This window comes from Tenacibaculum sp. IMCC1, assembly GCF_054906355.1.
In genome coordinates this window covers 1,370,395-1,389,776 of sequence record NZ_CM142818.1, presented here as the reverse complement: position 1 = coordinate 1,389,776, position 19,382 = coordinate 1,370,395, and the positions used below count along the sequence as shown (strand labels likewise).

At 30.7% G+C, this 19,382-nt stretch carries 22 protein-coding genes; 14 read left to right on the top strand and 8 right to left on the bottom strand.

All coding sequences use genetic code 11. The annotated features are described in order from the left end of the window. The first annotated feature begins 51 nt into the window (after positions 1–51). A complete protein-coding gene (locus ACXIHB_RS06490) occupies positions 52–3,120 on the top strand; it encodes a SusC/RagA family TonB-linked outer membrane protein (protein ID WP_462099210.1) in 3,069 nt (1,022 codons plus the stop codon). Positions 3,121–3,132: 12 nt separating this feature from the next. Further along, positions 3,133–4,782, top strand: coding sequence for a RagB/SusD family nutrient uptake outer membrane protein (locus ACXIHB_RS06485; RefSeq protein ID WP_462099209.1), 1,650 nt, complete (start codon positions 3,133–3,135; stop codon positions 4,780–4,782). A gap of 102 nt (positions 4,783–4,884) precedes the next feature. On the opposite strand, the gene pyrF is transcribed toward ACXIHB_RS06485, so the two are convergent. After that, a complete protein-coding gene (gene pyrF / locus ACXIHB_RS06480) occupies positions 4,885–5,700 on the bottom strand; it encodes an orotidine-5'-phosphate decarboxylase (RefSeq protein ID WP_462099208.1) in 816 nt (271 codons plus the stop codon). Positions 5,701–5,763: 63 nt separating this feature from the next. On the opposite strand from pyrF, the gene ACXIHB_RS06475 reads away from it, so the two are divergent. The 8 genes from ACXIHB_RS06475 to ACXIHB_RS06440 all read left to right on the top strand — a co-directional run bounded on the left by ACXIHB_RS06475 (position 5,764) and on the right by ACXIHB_RS06440 (position 10,741). Next, positions 5,764–6,840 (top strand): ABC transporter permease, encoded by a 1,077-nt coding sequence (locus ACXIHB_RS06475; RefSeq protein ID WP_159613583.1) that lies wholly within the window; start codon positions 5,764–5,766, stop codon positions 6,838–6,840. A 1-nt stretch (position 6,841) separates the two neighbouring features. After that, on the top strand, positions 6,842–7,315 hold the full coding sequence (locus ACXIHB_RS06470; RefSeq protein ID WP_462099207.1) for a TlpA family protein disulfide reductase: 474 nt from the start codon (positions 6,842–6,844) through the stop codon (positions 7,313–7,315). 59 nt (positions 7,316–7,374) lie between these two features. Then, positions 7,375–8,133 (top strand): triose-phosphate isomerase, encoded by a 759-nt coding sequence (gene tpiA / locus ACXIHB_RS06465; protein WP_462099206.1) that lies wholly within the window; start codon positions 7,375–7,377, stop codon positions 8,131–8,133. Further along, on the top strand, positions 8,133–8,966 hold the full coding sequence (gene prmA, locus ACXIHB_RS06460; protein ID WP_047788438.1) for a 50S ribosomal protein L11 methyltransferase: 834 nt from the start codon (positions 8,133–8,135) through the stop codon (positions 8,964–8,966). The genes tpiA and prmA overlap by 1 nt, the downstream gene beginning before the upstream one ends. 5 nt (positions 8,967–8,971) lie before the next feature. Further along, the gene (locus ACXIHB_RS06455) at positions 8,972–9,247 is read left to right on the top strand and encodes an ATP-dependent Clp protease adaptor ClpS (protein WP_047788437.1); all 276 of its coding nucleotides are present in this window, start codon (positions 8,972–8,974) and stop codon (positions 9,245–9,247) included. A 2-nt stretch (positions 9,248–9,249) separates the two neighbouring features. Next, positions 9,250–9,522 carry a hypothetical protein gene (locus ACXIHB_RS06450; RefSeq protein WP_047788436.1) on the top strand — a complete coding sequence of 91 codons (273 nt, stop codon included), beginning with the start codon at positions 9,250–9,252 and terminating at the stop codon, positions 9,520–9,522. Between the two features lie 461 nt (positions 9,523–9,983). After that, complete coding sequence (locus tag ACXIHB_RS06445; protein ID WP_156166988.1) at positions 9,984–10,313, top strand: hypothetical protein; 330 nt, start codon at positions 9,984–9,986, stop codon at positions 10,311–10,313. Positions 10,314–10,315: 2 nt separating this feature from the next. Then, positions 10,316–10,741: a tellurite resistance TerB family protein gene (locus ACXIHB_RS06440; protein WP_047788434.1), complete on the top strand. Its 426-nt coding sequence runs from the start codon at positions 10,316–10,318 to the stop codon at positions 10,739–10,741. A gap of 39 nt (positions 10,742–10,780) precedes the next feature. On the opposite strand, the gene ACXIHB_RS06435 is transcribed toward ACXIHB_RS06440, so the two are convergent. The 7 genes from ACXIHB_RS06435 to ACXIHB_RS06405 all read right to left on the bottom strand — a co-directional run bounded on the left by ACXIHB_RS06435 (position 10,781) and on the right by ACXIHB_RS06405 (position 16,455). Then, positions 10,781–11,041 (bottom strand): hypothetical protein, encoded by a 261-nt coding sequence (locus ACXIHB_RS06435; RefSeq protein WP_462099205.1) that lies wholly within the window; start codon positions 11,039–11,041, stop codon positions 10,781–10,783. A gap of 21 nt (positions 11,042–11,062) precedes the next feature. Next, the gene (locus ACXIHB_RS06430) at positions 11,063–11,344 is read right to left on the bottom strand and encodes a hypothetical protein (RefSeq protein ID WP_047788432.1); all 282 of its coding nucleotides are present in this window, start codon (positions 11,342–11,344) and stop codon (positions 11,063–11,065) included. Positions 11,345–11,348: 4 nt separating this feature from the next. Continuing rightward, positions 11,349–12,317 (bottom strand): deoxyhypusine synthase family protein, encoded by a 969-nt coding sequence (locus tag ACXIHB_RS06425; RefSeq protein ID WP_462099204.1) that lies wholly within the window; start codon positions 12,315–12,317, stop codon positions 11,349–11,351. Positions 12,318–12,391: 74 nt separating this feature from the next. Further along, positions 12,392–13,171 (bottom strand): RMD1 family protein, encoded by a 780-nt coding sequence (locus ACXIHB_RS06420; RefSeq protein ID WP_053056642.1) that lies wholly within the window; start codon positions 13,169–13,171, stop codon positions 12,392–12,394. Between the two features lies 1 nt (position 13,172). Then, a complete protein-coding gene (gene speB / locus ACXIHB_RS06415; RefSeq protein WP_047788430.1) occupies positions 13,173–14,111 on the bottom strand; it encodes an agmatinase in 939 nt (312 codons plus the stop codon). A 13-nt stretch (positions 14,112–14,124) separates the two neighbouring features. Beyond that, positions 14,125–15,516, bottom strand: coding sequence for a type III PLP-dependent enzyme domain-containing protein (locus tag ACXIHB_RS06410; protein WP_047788429.1), 1,392 nt, complete (start codon positions 15,514–15,516; stop codon positions 14,125–14,127). Positions 15,517–15,927: 411 nt separating this feature from the next. Then, positions 15,928–16,455, bottom strand: coding sequence for a mechanosensitive ion channel domain-containing protein (locus tag ACXIHB_RS06405; RefSeq protein ID WP_047788428.1), 528 nt, complete (start codon positions 16,453–16,455; stop codon positions 15,928–15,930). Between the two features lie 94 nt (positions 16,456–16,549). On the opposite strand from ACXIHB_RS06405, the gene ACXIHB_RS06400 reads away from it, so the two are divergent. The 4 genes from ACXIHB_RS06400 to ACXIHB_RS06385 are packed head-to-tail and all read left to right on the top strand — an operon-like array spanning position 16,550 to position 19,307. Continuing rightward, the gene (locus ACXIHB_RS06400; protein ID WP_073181576.1) at positions 16,550–17,383 is read left to right on the top strand and encodes a universal stress protein; all 834 of its coding nucleotides are present in this window, start codon (positions 16,550–16,552) and stop codon (positions 17,381–17,383) included. Positions 17,384–17,385: 2 nt separating this feature from the next. Beyond that, entirely contained in the window at positions 17,386–17,763 is a 378-nt protein-coding gene (locus tag ACXIHB_RS06395; protein WP_047788426.1) for a hypothetical protein, read from the top strand. Positions 17,764–17,772: 9 nt separating this feature from the next. Next, the gene (gene corA / locus ACXIHB_RS06390) at positions 17,773–18,837 is read left to right on the top strand and encodes a magnesium/cobalt transporter CorA (protein WP_073181574.1); all 1,065 of its coding nucleotides are present in this window, start codon (positions 17,773–17,775) and stop codon (positions 18,835–18,837) included. 50 nt (positions 18,838–18,887) lie between these two features. Continuing rightward, positions 18,888–19,307, top strand: coding sequence for an HYC_CC_PP family protein (locus tag ACXIHB_RS06385; protein ID WP_462099203.1), 420 nt, complete (start codon positions 18,888–18,890; stop codon positions 19,305–19,307). The last annotated feature ends 75 nt before the right edge of the window (positions 19,308–19,382 follow it).

The following is a 19,382-nucleotide window of genomic DNA, read 5'->3' as shown; positions in this document are numbered from 1 at the left end:
TAATTTATGAAATTAAAAAATTACCTATTGCTAATATTAATACTTGTAAATATGTCAATATTAGCACAAGAAAAAACGGTTACAGGAACAGTAACTGATAAAACTGGAGCACTACCAGGAGTTAGTGTTATTATAAAAGGTACTAATAAAGGTACTGAAACAGATTTTGATGGGAAGTATGCCATAAAAGTAAACCAAGGAGATATACTTGTTTTTAGTTTTGTAGGGCTTAAAACTATCGAAAGAACAGTTGGAGTAATTTCTATTTTAAATATTAAAATGGAAGAGGACGCTAACTTGTTAGACGAAGTGGTAGTTGTAGCTTATGGGACTACTACTAAAGAAGCATTTACAGGTTCAGCGAGTGTTTTAGGTGTAAAAGATTTAGCCACACGTAACGTAACTTCTCCAATTGCAGCTATTGAAGGTCGTGCAACAGGTATACAATTTACATCATCTGCAGGTCCAGGAGCATCACCAGATATTGTAATTCGTGGTGTAGGTACATTAAATGGAGATACTGATCCTTTATTTATAGTGGATGGTATTCAATATGAAGGAGAGTTAAATACAATAAATCAAGAAGATATAGAGTCTTTTACAGTACTAAAAGATGCCTCTTCTACATCATTATATGGTTCAAGAGCTGCTAATGGAGTTGTAATTATTACCACCAAAAAAGGAAAGAAAGGCGGAGTAAGAGTTAACCTTACTGCTCAATCTGGAGTTGTGGCAAACGGTGTTCAAACATATGACCAAGTGTCGCCAGGTCAGTATTATGAAGTTATGTGGGAGGCTCTGAAGAATTCTAGTGCTGGTGGAGGTGATCCTGCATTTGCTAGTGCAAATATTTATAATCAATTAGGTTATAATCCGTTTAATGTGCCAAATGATCAAATAGTTGGAGTGGATGGAAAGTTAAACCCTAATGCAAGCGTTATATATAAGAGTCTTGATTGGTTTGATGAACTACAACAAACCGGGTTTAGAAATAACTATAATGTAGGTATATCAGCAGGAGGTGATGATCATACAGTATATTTTTCAGCGTCATACTTAGATGAAGAAAGTTATGTTGTAACATCTGGTTTTGAGCGTATAACAGCAAGGTTAAATGCTGATTTTGATGTAAGTGAGAGTATCAAAATTGGAGGTAGTGCGAATATTGCGCTTACTGAAGCAAGAGGTCCAAGTTCAGCGGGAACAGGAAGTATTGTTAACCCATTTAGTTTTGCATTAGGTATGGGGGCTATCTATCCAGTATATGTGAATGATTTACAAGGAAATATTGTAAGAGACGAATTTGGAAACCCTGTTTTTGATAATGGAGAAGGGTATGCTGAATATAATATAGGTTCCAGACCCACTAACCAAGGTCGTCATGCACTTCAAGAATTGTTACTTAATAATGAGAGAGATAAGGATAATACTTATGGATTTAGGTTTTATGGAGATATTAAACTTTTAGAAGGACTTAACTTAAAAGTAACTTACGGTAGAGATATTAATGAGTTATTTGAGAGAGAATATGAAAATGCAATTATTGGAGATGCTCAGCCAGATGGAAGGCTAAGTGAAGACCGTGGAAGAAGAGAAGTAGAAAACTTTAATCAAATTTTGACTTATGTTAAAAGTTTTGGTAATCATAATTTAGAATTACTTGCGGGACATGAGAGCTTTGAAAGAACTCTCTCTAATATAGAAGGGCTAGCCACAATACAAGCAGCTAATGGAATTTTTGAGTTTGCTAACTTTTCAAATATTGTTGATTTAGATGGTGCAACTTTTGATAAGGCCATTGAAGGGTATTTTTTTAGAGCGAATTATAACTATAATAACAAATATTATCTAAGTGGTTCTGTTCGACGCGATGGATCTTCTGTGTTTGATATGGATAAAAGATGGGGTACTTTTTATTCTGTAGGTGCTTCTTGGCGTATTGATCAAGAAAGCTTTATGAAAGATGTATCTTTTATAAACAGATTAAAGTTAAGAGCTTCATATGGGGAAGTAGGTAATGATGATTTGTTAGATGAATACTTATCACAAGCTCGATTTTCAATAACATCCAATGCAGCTAATCCAGCAATTATTTTTACAGATATTGGTAATGCTAATTTGCAGTGGGAAACCATTGAGAATTTTGATGTAGCATTGGAGTTTGCGCTGTTCGATAACTTTTTAGATGGTTCTGTAGAATATTATAAGAAAAATTCAACAGACTTACTTTACCTTTTGCCTATTGCACCAAGTAATGGATTGAATGAAGTTCCGGTAAACGCAGGAGATATGTTTAATTCAGGTTGGGAAGTAGGATTAACAGCTCATCTTTTTAATAAAGAAAATTTTAAATGGGACTTAACATTACAAGCTTCTACATTCAAAAATGAAATCACAAAATTACCAGATCCATTTATAAATGGATCAAAACGTTGGGCTGAAGGTAGGTCTAGGTTTGATTACTTTTTACTAAGGACAGCTGGTGTAGACCCTGATAATGGAGATCAGTTGTTCTATATGTATGAACAAGATGAGAATGGAGAAAGTGTTCCTGTTTTAGATGCAAATGGAAACATAGAAACGACAAACGATTGGCAAGAAACAGAAAGAGCCTATACAGGAGACTCTTCAGTACCAGATCTTTTAGGTTCAATTTTAAATAAAATTACATATAAAGATTTCACTTTTGATTTTTTAGTTACCTATGGTGTAGGTGGAAAAGTGTTAGACAACGCATATTCATCTATGATGCATAGTGGAAGTTATGGAAGATCTTTGCATCCAGATATATTGAATGCATGGAGACAACCTGGAGATATTACAAATGTTCCGAGATTGGAAAATGGAAATCCTGATTTGGTTAGAACTCAATCAGACAGGTTTTTAACTGATGCTTCTTTCTGGACATTAAAAAATGTTAACATAGGTTATACATTAGATAAAAAAGTTGTAGAGGCGCTTAAAATGGATAATATTAGGTTTAATTTATCTGGAGAGAATTTATTCTTAAAAAGTGAGAGAAAAGGTTTAGATCCTCAATATGACTTATCAGGAGTATCACCTGGTGATGATTTTTCACCTCCAAGAATTATTTCTTTTGGTATTAACGTTTCATTCTAAAAAAAAATCATTATGTTAAATAAATTAAAATACTTATTAATAGCTGTTATTCTTATTTCGATAACATCTTGTAAAGAAGACTTTCTTGAAAGAACCCCAACAGATGCTATTTCTGCATCTGATGCGTTAGCTAACGAAACAAATATGCAATTAGTTCTTGATGGAGTGCATAGAGGATTGTATTCTCAGTCTCAAGATATATTTCCAGGTGGTAACACAGCAAGGGCAAATAACCATTATTGGGTTCCGTTAGGAGATAATTTGTCAGGAGGACTTATTCATAGTGCTAGCGCTAATAATTTGTCATGGAGAGATGCAATGCAATGGAACTCACATACACAACCAACATCGCTAACAAATGAATTGTTATGGTATCATAGATATAACATTATTTTGCATGCAAACCTGTTGATTAATGGGATTTTAGAAGGAAACTTGACAGAAACTCCAACATTAAATACAATTTTAGGGCAAGCTTATACGTATAGAGCTTATGCGTATTTATCTTTAGTGCAACATTATGGTCGAGGATATTTGATAGGTAACCCTAGCACAGATCCTGGTGTGCCTATACTTTTTTCTTCAGAATCACCATTTACTAGTGAGCCAAGATCAACAGTTGAGGAGGTTTATAATCAAATAGGACAAGATTTAGATGCTGCTATTAGTGCTTTTGAAAACGGATCATCAAGACCATCAGGAGGGCCAGAAGTAAAGTCTCAGTTAAATATAGATGTAGCGTATGGATTAAAAGCTAGATGGGCTCTTTCTAAAGGAGATTGGCAAACAGCTGCTGATGCAGCAGTAACTGCACGTCAAAATTATCCATTAATGAATGAATCAGATTGGAAATCAGGTTTTAATACAAATAATTTGTCTGAAGTTATTTGGGGAAGCAACGTAATAGATACGGAGACGACATTTTTCCGCTCATACTTTTATTTAGCTAGCAATACTTTTAATGGAAGTCAAATTAGAAATAATCCAAAAATAGCAGATAGAAGATTGGTAGATGCAATTCCTAATACAGATTATAGAAAAGATGTTTTTTTACCAGATGCGCCAAATTCAAATACTTCAGCAGCAAATGGAGAAGGTGGCTGGGAGAATAATACCAACCCTTTATATACCACAGAAGAAGAGTTTGATGCAGCTATTATAAGTATTAAGTCTGAATATGGGTTAGTTTCTGGTCATAATACACATCCGTACATGCATTTTAAGCTGAAGCAAAAAAACCCAGGATCTATTGATCCTGATGATGTAATTTATATGCGTGCTTCAGAAATGTATTTAATTGAAGCTGAAGCTAAGGCAATGATGAATGATATTGCTGGGGCTCAAGCAGCTTTAAAACCTTTAGGAGAAGAACGTGATAGTGCTTATGATGTAACTATATATAACACACAAGAATCTTTAATGGATCATATTAAGTTTCAAAGAGGAGTAGAATTATGGGGAGAAGGGTTTGGATATACAGATAAAATCCGCTGGGATGAAGGTATAGATCATGCCGCTGATGGAGGTTCTGGAGCCTCTGCAGTGCTCTACCAAGGAGCTTATCAGGTAGAAAAACCTTCTTTAAATGATGACTGGATTTTTAAAATTCCTCAAGCAGAAATTAATGCGAATCCAAATATAACACCAAGTGACCAAAACTAAAAGAGTTGTGAATAAGAAACTAATTACATTAAATTTTTGTTTTCATTTAATGTAGTTATTTGAATTAATCATAAGCCAAGGACTCATTAACCTTGGCTTTTTTTATTTTAAAATATTTTCCATTTGTTGTTGTAACTCTTTAGCTTTAGCAGCAGCAGCCTCAGCAAAATCATTCTCGTTAGAAGCATAAATAATTCCACGAGAAGAATTAATTAATAAGCCTATAGTATCCTTAGTCATCCCGTATTTACAAACTTCTTCTAAACTACCTCCTTGGGCACCAACCCCAGGAACTAATAAAAAGCTTTCAGGAATAATTTTTCTGATATCAGCTAAATATTCAGCCTTCGTAGCGCCAACTACGTACATTAAATTCTGTGAGTTTTTCCAAGATTTAGAAGTTTCAATTACTTGTTTGTATAACTCTTTACCATCAACAGTTTTTGTTTGGAAGTCAAAAGCGCCTTGGTTAGAAGTTAAAGCCAATATAATGGTATGTTTATCTTCAAAAGCTAAAAAAGGTTCAACAGAATCTTTTCCCATGTATGGAGCAACCGTTACCGAGTCAAAAGCTAAGTCTTCAAAAAAAGCTTTTGCATACATGGTACTAGTATTACCAATATCACCACGCTTAGCATCAGCAATGGTAAAAATTTCAGGATGTTTTTCGTTTAAGTAATTAATCGTTCTTTCAAGAGATTTCCAGCCTTTAATTCCATAAGCTTCATAAAAAGCAGTATTAGGCTTGTAAGCTACACAAAGATGATGCGTAGCATCAATAATAGCTTTATTAAAGGCAAAAATAGGATCTTCCTCTTGAAGTAAATGTGCTGGAATTTTGTTTAAATCAACATCTAATCCAATACATAAAAATGATTTCTTTTTTTGAATTTCAGATACAAGTTGTTGTGTTGTCATGTGTTGTTGTAAAAGTTAGGCAAAAGTACATAAATTTAGCAGTTTCTGTTATCTTTGTTATATATGTTTCAATATATCGTTAACAAAATTTTTTACGGATTCTTAACACTGTTTGGTGTAGTTACTGTGATTTTTTTACTGTTTAACATTTTACCTGGAGATCCAGCTCGTATGATGTTAGATCAGAGAGAAGACACCGAACAACTACAAAATATTCGAAAAAAATACGGATTTGATAAACCTGTATTCACACAGTATTTGTATTATTTGAATGATGTTTCTCCGTTGTCGTTTCACAGTAATAATAAAGAGAATTATACTTTCTTGTCTGAAGAGAAATACAATGCGCAACCCTTGTTTTCTGTTGGGAATACAGAGGTGGTTATAAAAACACCGTATTTACGTCAATCATTTCAAAAAAACGGAAAAAATGTTTCCGAAGTAATTAAAGAAACGTTACCCAATACAGCAATTCTAGCGGTGGTAGCCATAACCATTGCTTTAATTTTAGGAATTATTTTAGGAGTCTTTTCAGCCTTATTTAAAGATACATTTTTTGATAGAATCATAGCAGTCATTAGTACTTTAGGAATGAGTGTTCCTTCTTTCTTTTCGGCAATTTTATTTGCTTGGTTATTCGGTTTTGTATTACACAAGTACACAAGTTTAGAAATGACTGGAAGTTTGTACGAAGTAGATGATTTTGGAGAAGGAATGCATATTCAATGGAAAAATTTAATGCTACCAGCAATAGTGTTAGGTATTCGCCCGTTAGCAGTGGTAATTCAGTTAATGCGAAACTCGTTGTTAGAAACGCTGAGTCAAGATTACATACGAACTGCAAAATCAAAAGGGTTAACGATGTATCAAGTAATAAAAAAGCATGCCTTGAAAAACTCATTAAACCCAGTAATAACAGCAATTTCTGGATGGTTTGCATCTATGTTAGCAGGCGCGGTTTTTGTAGAGTATATTTTTAACTGGAACGGATTAGGAAAAGAAATAGTAAACTCGCTAAATACTCTTGATTTACCCGTAATTATGGGAGCTGTTTTAGTAGTGGCTACGTTATTTATAATCATAAATATTATAGTAGATATTTTATATAGCTGGTTAGATCCAAGAATAAGATTACAATAAAATGAGAAAATTTTGTCTATTAATCACCATAGCTTTTTTGTCAAGTTGTGCTGTTTTTCAGCCAAAACACTTTACTCAAACATCTTTGAATGAAGAATTACTAACTTTAGAAAGAGAGTCAATTTCATTTAAGGAAGTCTTAAAGCGAAATAAAGGCAAAAAGATATTTGTACAAATATTTGCAACCTATTGTCCCTATAGTCAAAAGAGCTTTAAAGATGTGCTTTCATTTCAAAAGAAAAACTCACAATTTGAATATGTGTTTTTATCGGTAGACCATTCGTACCATGATTGGAAAAGAGGTTTAGAAAGTATTCCTGTTAAAGGACAGCACTATTACATTCAGAAGAAAGGTAAAGGTGAACTTGGAAAGTTTTTAAAACTAAAAACAATTCCACGATTTTTAATTGTTGATGAAGAAGGAAGTATTGAGATATTTAAATCGTCAAAGGTGTCGGATAAATTAATTCGTTAAAGCCTAGAAAAAATGTAATTTTGCAAACATAAAATCAATAACCAGAAAAAATAACACACGTGAGACAAAAAATAGTTGCAGGTAACTGGAAGATGAATAAAAACCTTGATGAAGCAAAAGAATTAATTGAGGGAATAAAGGAAGAAGTAAAAACTGGTTTAGAAGAAGGTACTAGAGTGATAGTTGCTCCTAGTTTTGTAAACCTAGAGTCAGCAGTAAAAAACACTGAAGAATCACTTGTAGAAGTTGCCGCACAAAACATGCATCAATCTAAAAGTGGAGCGTTCACAGGAGAGGTTTCAGCAGATATGCTAACAAATTTAGGTGTTAGCATAGTAATTTTGGGGCATTCTGAACGTAGAGAATACTTTGGTGAAACGGATGAGTTATTAGCTCAAAAGGTAGATGCTGCTTTGGTGAACGGATTAGAAGTAATTTTTTGTTTTGGAGAATTATTAGAAGATAGAAAGTCAGGAAATCATTTTGGGGTGGTTGAAAGTCAGGTTAAAAAAGCATTGTTCCACTTAAAAGAAGAAGCTTTTAAGAATATTATTTTAGCGTATGAACCTGTTTGGGCTATTGGAACAGGAGAAACAGCTTCACCAGAGCAAGCACAAGAAATGCATGCTTTTGTAAGAGAAATTTTTGCTAAAGAGTATGGAAAAGAAATAGCAGATATCATTTCAATTTTGTATGGAGGAAGTGTAAAACCAGCCAATGCTAAAGAAATTTTTTCTAAGCCAGATGTTGATGGAGGTTTAATAGGTGGATCGGCATTAAAAGTTGAAGATTTTGCAGCAATAATTAAATCAATTTAATGGACAATATTTATATAGAATATACTTTTGAAGTAACACCAAAAGAACCAACTACAGAAATTCTAATCGCTGAGTTAGGTGCCTTAGGGTTTGAAAGTTTTGTTGAAAATGAAAATGGAGTTATAGCATATATCCAAAAAGAAGATTGGAATAAAGATATTTTAAATGATGTTTTTGTTTTAAACTCAGAAGAGTTTTCAATTGACTATAAACACAAAGAGATAGAACAAACGAATTGGAATGAAGAATGGGAAAAGAATTTTAATCCTATTCAAGTAGACGATTTGGTTAGTATCCGAGCTCCATTTCATGAAAACCCTAACTTGAAGTACGATATCGTTATTGAGCCAAAAATGAGTTTTGGTACGGGACATCATGAAACTACACACATGATGGTACAACATTTGATTAATTTAGATGTAGCGAGTAAAAAAGTACTAGATATGGGGTGTGGTACAGGGATTTTAGCAATTTTTGCAGAAATGAAAGGAGCACAACCTATTGATGCTATAGATATTGACGTTTGGTGTTATGAGAATTCATTAGAGAATGTAGAAAGAAATAACTGTAAACATATTTCGGTTTATGAAGGAGATGCATCTTTATTAAAAGGGAAAAAATATGATGTTATTATAGCGAATATCAACCGAAATATTTTGTTAAATGATATGGAAACCTACACGAGTTGCTTAACTGAAAAAGGAGTTTTATTATTAAGTGGATTTTATAGTGAAGATATTCCAGTGATTGATAATGAGGTTTCTAAGTACAGTTTAACATTAAAAGATACCATAAAAAGAAATAATTGGGTAGCTTTGCAGTATCAAAAATAAAACAAATGAGTACGATAGAAAAAATTCAAGAAGAGCTTGATGTTTTATTAAATGAAACAAGAAAGCATGAAATTGTTTTGCATAACGATGATGTAAATACTTTTGATTTTGTAATTGATAGCCTTGTAACTGTATGTGATCATACATTAGAGCAGGCAGAACAATGTACTATTTTAGTACATTATAAAGGTAAGTGTTCGGTTAAAACAGGAGAGTATAAAGATTTAGAACCAAGATGCTCTAAATTATTAGAATTAGGTTTATCAGCAGAGATAATATAAGAATGGAGAACATTTTTAGGTATTACGAATTTTCAGGTTTTTTAAAAGATAACTCAGGAACGTTTCAAGAAAACGAAATAAGTTTTTCGGAACTGAACAAAGAACATTTTTTAATTTTTGAAAAAAAAGATTCACAATATAACTTGTACGTATCAAAATACAGCTCAAAAAAGAGTATAGGGAAGGAGCCACCAGAAATACTGGAGCTATTGATAGAAAATTACGATAAGTCTATACCAGAGCACAGAATAGTACTTAGAAAATATTTATATTAAAAACTCAAAATTTATTTTGAGTTTTTTTTATGTTTTTAGGTGACCAAATTAAAAATATAGTGTCATAATAATGTAAGCAAAATAAAAGAATATAATTTTTTAAAAGATATTACCTCTTAAATGCATAACTTCTCTTTTTTGCCTAAAGCTTGTAAAGGGAAGTTATTTAATTTTTAAAAATAGTAGTAGTTAGTTTTTATACTAAGTTTGGTTAGACGAAGAGGCCTTAAACTATAAGTTTAAGGTCTTTTTATTATTGTTTTTTTAACTAAAAAAAAATAAAGATAAAGTAAAAAAGAATGAAAAATAATGTATCTTTATATAGATAAATAAACGCTTATGTAATATCATTTTCTTTAACACCACGAGCAAAGCTAAAGAGTAGCTTTTGCTAAAAGAAGCTTGGACTTGTTGTGGTTAATATCCAAGGAAAAAGTTTAATAACTATAATTTTAAAGAAAATGAGAAACATTATAATAAAAACAGTTTTTATTTTATTTGTGGGAGCAAGTTTATCTTTTACTACAAAACAATATAAATTTACAAACCCTATTAAAACTTTAGCAACTTTTCAAGGCTATGATGAATATGGTTTTACTTTTTCGTTTATAAACGAAGAAGGAGATGAAGATGTAGTAACTTTTGAAACTATATCAGATAAAATATTAAAAATGTATAATTTAAAAGATAATAAGTTTTTAGAGGAAGAATTTGAAATCATATATGAGTATAAAAAATCAGATGATGATATTGAAGAACCTATATTACAATCAATAAAAAAAGTAAAATAATTATGAGTATTGTAGATTTATATGAATCAAGCAAACATAGAAATAATGTAGCGCATTTTAATGCTATTTTTAATTTAGCCATTGTTGATGGAGATTTAAATGAAGATGAAGAAAAATTAATAAATCGTTTTGCTAGGAAACTAGATATAACAGAAGATGAGTATAATGAAATAATAAAAAACTCACAAAAACACCCTGTAATGCCCCAAGCAAAAACTGATGATAGGTTAGAACGTTTGTTAGATTTATTTAAAATAATTTACTCAGACCATCAAATTGATGAAGCAGAATTAAAATTAATTTTACGATATGCTATTCAACTCGGTTTTTCACAAGAAAAAGCAGAAGAAATTATTTCTAAAACTATAAAAATTTTTAGTGGTAAAATTGATTTAGATCAGTATAAATTGATATTAAACATTCTATAAAAAGTAAAATCCCATTCTAAACAGAATGGGATTTGTTTTTTAAAGTAACTGTAATTTTTCTAACTTAAAAATTACAAGATCTTCATCGTCTACATCATCAGAAATTTCTTTGTACGTAATTTCAAAACTTTTGTTTTTATAATTAGATGATTTCAAGTCTAAATGTTCAAGATTCTTTTTGTTGATTTGTTCAAAATCAATAATATCTCCATTTTCTAATTCAAAAACATAATAGCCGTTTGTATATCCTTGATAAACGCCGACTAATGTAACTGTTTGTTGTGAGTTATAATAAGCCATGGTTTAAATACAGTTTACTATTTATTCATTATCAAAGTCATCAGCTATTTCAATTTCATCAAAGGTATCGTCATTTTCTTCATCGTCGGTTTCATGGTCTTCCATTGACTGTTGTAACTGAGAACTTATTTTTACTAAAAAAAGAGTATCTTCGGTATTTACTTCTACCGCTTTTATTGTTTCTCCTTTACTATTTTTAAAGGAAATAATATCTGAATGATCATATCCATCAGGATATCTTTCTACCAATAAATCTAGAATATCAGTAGTTAACTTGGCATAGTCTACAATAACTCTCTTCATAAGGTTACATTTTTAATAAATAGGCAAATATTAATGGAGCAGCAATAGTTGCATCACTTTCTATAATAAACTTAGGTGTATCGATGTCTAATTTCCCCCAAGTAATCTTTTCGTTAGGAACAGCTCCTGAGTAAGAACCATAGCTAGTCGTTGAATCTGAAATTTGACAGAAATAACTCCAGAAAGGGGTGTCTTCTCTTTCTAAATCTTGATATAGCATTGGTACTACACAAATAGGGAAATCTCCAGCGATTCCACCACCAATTTGGAAAAACCCGATACCGTTTTCTGAGTTTTCAGTATACCAATCAGCTAAGAAGGTCATATATTCAATACCAGACTTCATAGTTGATGCTTTTAGCTCTCCTTTTACTACATAAGAGGCAAAAATATTTCCCATAGTACTGTCTTCCCATCCAGGAACAACAATTGGTAAGTTCTTTTCTGCTGCTGCATACATCCACGAATCTTTTAAATCGATTTCATAATATTCCTCTAAAACTCCAGATAATAATAGTTTATACATATATTCATGAGGAAGATAACGTTCGCCAGCTTCTTCTGCATCTTTCCAGATTTTAAAAATATGTTTTTGTAGGCGTCTAAAAGCTTCTTCTTCAGGAATACAAGTGTCTGTAACACGATTTAATCCTTTTAATAATAAATCCCACTCATCTTGTGGAGTTAAATCACGGTAGTTAGGAACTCTTTTATAATGAGAGTGCGCTACTAAATTCATGATGTCTTCTTCAAGGTTGGCTCCTGTACAAGAAATGATGTGTACTTTGTCTTGACGAATCATTTCTGCAAAAATTTTTCCTAATTCTGCAGTACTCATGGCTCCTGCTAGAGATACTAACATTTTAGAGCCTTGTTCTAATTGTGCTTCGTACCCTTTGGCAGCATCTACTAGTGCAGCTGCATTAAAGTGTAAAAAGTATTTTTCTATAAAATTTGTTATAGGTTTATTCATCTTATTATTTTTTTAAGCTTATAAAATTGCTTCTTTAATGCTAGAAGTGATAACTTTATAAGCCCTTGTGTTTTTTAAATTAGCTTTTCAATAATTACCTGTACTACTTCAAAAAGAATTAGAAGAATGATGATCCATTCTAGCATGCTACTGTACTTATGTTGTAGTATATCGTTAAATAAATCTAAATTTTCTTTAATTACGTTTAAACTATTTTCTATTCCTTGATGACGTTTTAAAATATCTAATTCATCTTTTAGTTTATAATCTAAATCAGACAAGTCTTTGTTATTCCAAGCAACATCTGGTGAGTCAAAAACAAATAAATTTTCAGCAATATTATTTTTTAAATTTAAGGTTTTACCAATAAATTTTCGCATTTGAATTTTAGAAAGTTTAAAACTTCCTGTCTTTTCTAATTGCTTTGAATACACTAATGTTTTATCGTGCAAATCAGATGTTTTGTTTACATAGTTCATCAATGCTACCGATTGTGCTAGGTTAAGCATAATGATATGTGCTACATCATCATTTAATTCTTTAATTTGAATAGTTCCGAAATCAACTTCTATAGTATCAGAAAAAGTGATGTTGTATTTTTCTGAGGGCAAGTTGTTGATATTTGAATTTTCTTTATTAATTAAAAAACTAACAATTTGATTAATTAAATCATTTGTACAGTTCATAAAAACAACACTTCCATAATCTTTTATATAGATGTATGAATTGTTTGTGATTTTATATAGTAAAAAAGAATGTTCTCTTTTTACTAACTCATACGATTCAAACTGAGAGCGAATAGCACTAAGTGCTATTCGTCTTTCAAGGTGATATGCAATTGTTTGTAAGTGCATTTTAGTAATCGTCGTCGTCGTTTTTAAACTTCGCTAATTTGTTAAATGGAGAGCTTTCGTCATCATCGTAATCTTCTTCATCTTCCATAGTAGAAGAAAACTTATAGCTCAACATTTTATAATATAACTTAGCCGCTAAAAAGTCTGATGATTTTTCATTTTCGTTAGGGCATAACTCCACAATATCAAAGCCAACAACGTTTCTTTCAGTAAACACTCTTTTTAAAAACTCTAAGGTTTCATAGTAAAATAATCCTCCTGGTTCTGGTGTTCCTGTACTTGGTAATAGCGACGGATCAATAGCATCTAAATCAAAAGTGATAAAAACATTACCTGTTAATTGATCAATAACTTCATCCATCCAGTATTCATTTACAGCCATATCGTGTGCAAAAAAGACTTTATCCATATTCATAGATGACTTTTCTGATATGTCCATACTGCGAATACCTACTTGTACTAAGTTAGTTGTTTGACTCGCTTCGTATACAGCGCAAGCGTGATTACAAGAACTACCTTCATATTCCTTACGTAAATCGGCATGTGCATCAATATGTAAAACGGTAAGATTGTTAAAACATTCGTTAAAAGCACGGATTGTTCCTATAGAAATTGAATGTTCTCCACCAAAAAGTGTTACAAACTTATTTTTATTAATAAATTTTTTAGTCGTTGCATGCACAGCTTCCACCATAGCTTCTGGAGAAGAATTTTCTGTAACAGCATCCGCTAAATAAACACCTTCTTTATATACTTCACTATCAGTTTCTATATCGTATAATTCCATGTTTTCTGAAGCATCTAAAAAAGCTTCAGGACCTTTGTCAGCTCCTTTTTGCCAAGTACTAGTTCCGTCATAAGGAACAGGTATAAGTACAACCTTAGCGTTCTCTAATTTTGCGTATTGATCAGGTATTCCTGCGTAATTTCTTTTTTTCATCTTAATATTTTTACTAGTATCCCAAAATAGATAATAGTTCTTCACTCTTTTGTTGTTCTTTAAATAGTCTGGTGGTTAAATCACCGTTTTCGTTTCTATTAATTAATATATGTTTTGGAGTTGGGATTAAACAGTGTTGTAATCCTCCAAAACCACCAATAGTTTCTTGGTATGCTCCCGTATTGAAAAAGCCTACGTACAGAGGACTTTCTTTTTCATATACAGGTAGGTATATTCCGTTTACGTGTTGTTCAGAGTTGTAATAATCATCGCTGTCACAAGTTAAACCACCTAATAAAACACGTTCGTATCTATGATTCCATTTATTTAAGGGAAGCATGATAAAACGTTTATTAATGGCCCAAGAATCTGGTAAAGTAGTAATGAAAGATGAGTTAATCATATTCCATTTTTCACGATCGTTTTGTTTCTTTTGGTATAACACTTCGTAAATAGCACCTCCAGCTTCTCCAACAGTAAAACTTCCAAATTCTGTAAAAATATTAGGAACATTTACACCTGCCTCTTTACAAGCGACATTAATTTGGTTTATAATTTCGTCTACCATATACTCATAGTCGTAATCAAAAGCCAATGAGTTTTTTATAGGGAAACCTCCACCTATATTTAAACTGTCTAAGGTTGGGCAAACTTTTTTAAGCTTGATGTACACATTTAAACATTTCATTAATTCGTTCCAATAGTATGCGTTGTCTCTAATACCTGTGTTGATAAAGAAGTGTAACATCTTTAGCTCTACTTGAGGATTATTAGCTATTTCACGTTCGTAAAACGATACAATATTTTTGTATCCAATACCTAAACGGCTAGTATAAAATTCAAACTTGGGTTCTTCTTCAGAAGCTATACGAATTCCTACTTTAAATTTACTTTTAGTTTCTTCTAAAAGTAAATTTAGCTCTTCATAGTTATCTATGATTGGAATACAGTTTGTATGCCCTCCATCAATTAGACTAACAATATTAGCGATGTATTGATCGCGTTTAAAACCATTACACAACACAAAAGCATCATCACTTAGCTTTCCTTCTTTTTTTAATGACTTTACAATGTCAATATCAAAAGCAGATGATGTTTCGATGTGAATATCATTTTTTAAAGCTTCATCTAATACGTATTTAAAGTGAGAACTCTTAGTACAGTAGCTGTAATTGTAGTTTCCTTTGTAATTGTGTTTTTCAATAGCATTATGAAACCAAGCTTTAGCTTTATTTATATTTTCTGATATTTTTGGTAAATAAGTGAACTTTAAGGGCGCACCATATTGCTTGACTAATTGCATTAAGTCAATACCATGAAAAAATAAGTTGTTGTTTTCTGTGTGAAACTCCTCTTGAGGAAAATCAAACGTTTGTTCTATTAAGTCTTTATATTTAGTATTCATTATTATTTTTAGTTGTATCTGTTTTTTGAGTACAGATAGATAATTCAAAAAGCAGTTAAGGCGTGCGCCAAAACTTTTTTAAATAAATTGTATAACAAGTATCATTGTTGTTGTTATAACAAACAAGATTGTTAAACTAAAATAATATGAATAGTTAGACTCTTAAAGCTAAGCAATCACCGCACTGTTTATAAAAATTCAGTGGTAGAGAGTATTCAGGAATGGAAGAATCCTTAATTTTTTCGTTGTGTTTCCAAAACACTAAATAACCCTTAATCTTCCCGTAAAAGTTATTACCGAAATAAGTAAAACGTAACATTCGACTTATATAATAAGATGCCGTAAATGTAAACTATTTTTTAATACAACAAACTTTTTTTTATTTTTTTTAAATATTTGTTGTGTAGTGTGTTAAGTGTTGTTTTGCCTTTTTATTAACTCAATTCCTTTGTAAAGAATAATAGTATTAGGGATAGTTATTTCTCTCTTTTCTTCTGGCATGTATAAAAGAACGTAAAAACCTGTAATGTTTTTTACCACACCTTGTAAATCGAAGTCTTTATCAATAATTTTTATAGTATCACCTATACGCATTGGATGATAAAAAAATAAGATGATGCTAGCTGTTAGGTTTGATAAGATAGACCATTGGGCAAAGAAACCAACCCCAAGTACAGCAAGTATTGAAGATGCAAAAACAATTACTTCTTTAAAATTAATACCAAAAATAATTAAAGAAATAAAGAGAGCTAATGTGTAATATAAAAAGTAACTTAGGTTTAGTATCAGTTTTCTCCTATGAGGTTCAATAGCATTTTTTACAATGTAAGATCTAGTTAACTTTTTTGTTACATGAATTAAAAAAAATAATGAAGCTGTCAAAAGCAAGAATTGTAAAAAAGGATTGTATATAGATAACTCTAGAAAGCGATTTTTCATTATTATATTTTTATACAAATATACTTCTGGTTTTTTAAATATAATCTCAAAATAAAAAATTATATTTGATTGAAAACCATAATTATATATCGTTATGAAGAATGTTTTAATACCCTATAATTTTTCAGAAGCAGCTATTAATGCTTTAAATTACACAAAACAACTGTTTAAAGGTGTTGAGGTAACTATTTATTTATTAGATGTGTATGTAAGTCAACCGTCAGAATTATTGAGCGACGAAGAAAATGAAAAATGGTTTAATGAAATGGATAATGAAATTGAAGATGAATTAAAATATCTAATTGAAGTCTTAAGAAGAGAGAATACCAGTTTTAATTATGAGTATGTTGTAGCATCAAACTCATTAACAAAAGCGGTTACTAAAACAATTGAAGAGAGGAATATTGATGTAGTAATTACGGGTACAAAAGGAGCAAAAAGTTTAGCAGAAACATTTATTGGTACAAATACCATGAAAATGATTAATGTAGTTAACAAATGTCCAATACTTGTGGTTCCTATGAATTATAAGTATAAACCATTACATCAAATTGTATTTTCAACAAACTACAAAAGGTTGTTTACAGTGAAAGAATTACAATTTTTAATTAATTTAATCACAATTAAAAAATGTATGTTAGAAGTTGTGAATCTTTCAGAGGAAAGTTTTTTATCAGAAAATCAGCAAAGGAATAAAGTGAAATTGAGAGAATTATTCCATGAATTAAATGTTGAATATAAAAAAATAGATTGGAAAGACTCTGAGACATTAACTTTAGAAAATCATATAGAAGAAACAGAAAGCGAGTTATTGGTTTTAATAAACCATAAGTATAATTTTTTTAACCGATTGTTAGAAGAAAATGTAATAAAAAAATCAGCATTCAATAGTAAAATTCCTATATTAATACTACCAGAAATAACTTAATTATGAAATTTACGGAAGAGTTTTACAAATGTATAGCTAACCTGTTCTATGCAGTTTCTATGGCCGATAAGAATATGACTGTAGAAGAAAAAAGAAGCATTGTTAAAAGAGTAGAAATAAATTGGTCTACTTCAGAAAATAAATCCGATAGCGAACTAATTTATGAGACTATAAGAGGATTAATTAAAGAAAAAATAACTTCTGAAGAAGCCTATGAAAACTTTAAGGCTTACTATTTGGCACATAAAAAAGAATTTTCAAAAAAAGTAATTCATGATCTTTTAGCGGCATCACACGAAATTTCTGATGCCTATGCTGGAAAAAATAAGTCAGAACTCATAATTTTGGCAAAGTTGCATAAACTATTAAAACTTGCTTAAAAATAAATTATGACTCGATTTATAATAAAACAAAAAAACACAAAACATGTAATTCCTGGAAGTCCAGTTTTTGTAGGCAGTCAAAAAGAAGAAAATACAAGAATACGATTAATAGGGTATGATGAAACTGAGTTTATAGAAGTTGAGTTAAAAACAATAAATGAATTAGAAAATTATATAAATAAATACAAGAGACTTTGGATTAATATAGATGGCTTACATGACGTGGATTTAATAGGAGAGGTTGGGGAGTTGTTTGACATCCATACACTTGTTTTGGAAGATGTAGTAAATACCGATCAAAGACCAAGAGTAGATATAGAGGATTATTATATTTTTACGAGCATCAAAATGATGTTTTTGAATAAAGAGAAGCATCAGTTAGAGGCAGAACAGGTTTCTATGTATTTATTGAAAAATATACTTATTACTTTTCAAGAGCGAAAGGGAGATGTTTTTGAGCCGGTAAGAGAAAGGTTGCGTAATAAAAAAGGAAGAGTTAGAAGTTATAACGTAACATATTTAAAGTATTGTTTATTAGATGTAATTGTAGATAATTATAATTTCTTAATGGAAACCTTTGGAGAAAAAGTAGAAGATTTAGAAGATAAAATCTTACTTCAACCTAATAAAAATATATTACAAGAAATTAATAAATATAAAATAGAACTTAATTACTTTAGAAAAGCAATAAGACCAGCCCGAGAAGCAATAAATAACTTTAAAGCTTTAAAAACAGAATTAATTACTAAAAAGGAACAACCTTTTTTTAATGACTTACATGATTTAGTACAACGAAGTTATGACTCAGTTGAAAATTATAAAAACATGTTAAGTGAGCAATTAACGGTATATTCAACGAATGTAAATAATCGTTTGAATGATATTATGAAAATACTAACCATATTTTCAGTAATATTTATTCCTATTACTTTTATAGCGGGTATATATGGGACAAACTTTGAGTATATACCAGAACTTAGGTACCGTAGTGGGTATTTTGTAATGTGGGGAGTTATCCTACTTACAGTGTTGATTATGTTAGGGTATTTTAAATACAAAAAGTGGTTTTAAGGATTGTTTAAGTTTTTGAAATTTAATTTTTTGTACTTTTGTGTTGTAAAATGAAAAAAGTATTTCATAAAATAGCATCTATTGTAATAGCTTTTGTAGTGTTGTTATCTACAATGTCATTTACCGTTAATAGTCACTTTTGTGGAGACATGTTAGTGGGTACTAGCTATTTTGTAAAAGCTGAATCTTGCGGAATGGATATGAAGCAAGAAACAAAATCTGAAGACTGTTCAGTAATGAAAAAGAACTGTTGTCAAGATGTGGCTTCAGTAGTTGAAGGTCAAGATACTTTAAAGATTACGTCTTTTGATCAACTATCTTTTGATCAACAAGTCTTTATAGCTTCATTTTACTATAGCTATATTAATTTATTTGAAGGAATTCACAATAAAGTAATTCCTTTTAAAGATTATACACCTCCACTGGTCATCAAGGACATTCATGTACTTGATGAAGTATATTTAATATGATTTTTAAACAATAACTAGTTATCCTTTAGAGAAACTCATTAGGATGATTTTGTCGTATTCGATGTTTTTTTAACA